Origin of the sequence: Cyclobacterium qasimii M12-11B, from assembly GCF_000427295.1 — a bacterium.
Classification (GTDB): domain Bacteria; phylum Bacteroidota; class Bacteroidia; order Cytophagales; family Cyclobacteriaceae; genus Cyclobacterium; species Cyclobacterium qasimii.
The window spans coordinates 1-524 of sequence record NZ_ATNM01000150.1 but is presented as its reverse complement, the minus strand read 5'-3'; the positions used below and the strand labels follow the sequence as shown (position 1 = coordinate 524).

General features: G+C 58.6%; 1 protein-coding gene. It reads left to right on the top strand.

Going from position 1 to position 524, the window contains the following annotated elements; all coding sequences use genetic code 11:
* A partial coding sequence (locus ADICYQ_RS31305) for a hypothetical protein (protein WP_235114811.1) occupies positions 1-478 on the top strand: 478 nt, incomplete at its 5' end.
* Between the last annotated feature and the right edge of the window lie 46 nt (positions 479-524).

Here is a 524-nt window from a genome sequence, read left to right as displayed (position 1 = left end):
CAGCGGTGCCACGGGTGAAGAGCTTTCCGCGACCTCCTACGATGAAACCGGTCTTGCACCGCTTCCGGTTGACCCTGAACAGTTTCTTGTGGGCATCGTCAAGACCATTCAGTGCTCCACCTCCGGTTCGCGCGTGATCGGAGTAATTCCGCCGGCCGAGTCCTTCGCCGATGATGCCGCTCGCGAGCAGCTCGGTGTCGCGGCCGACGACGACATTGTGTTCGTTGCTGATGTCGTTTCGGTTGACGCTCCCGCCGATCCAGCTCTTCCGCGCGCGGACGGTGAAGACCAGCCGGCGGTCGAAGGATTGCCAACGGTTGAACTTGATGATGACGGCCGACCAACCGTCACAATTCCTTCCACTGACCCTCCCTCGAAGCTGGAAGTAGCAGTTCTGAAGCAGGGCGATGGCGCCACCGTTGAAGAGAATTCCGATGTGATTGTCCACGTATGTGGGAATGAACTGGACGACGGGTGAAATCTTTGATGAGAGTTGGGCCCGAGGAGAACCGTCACGGTTCAAT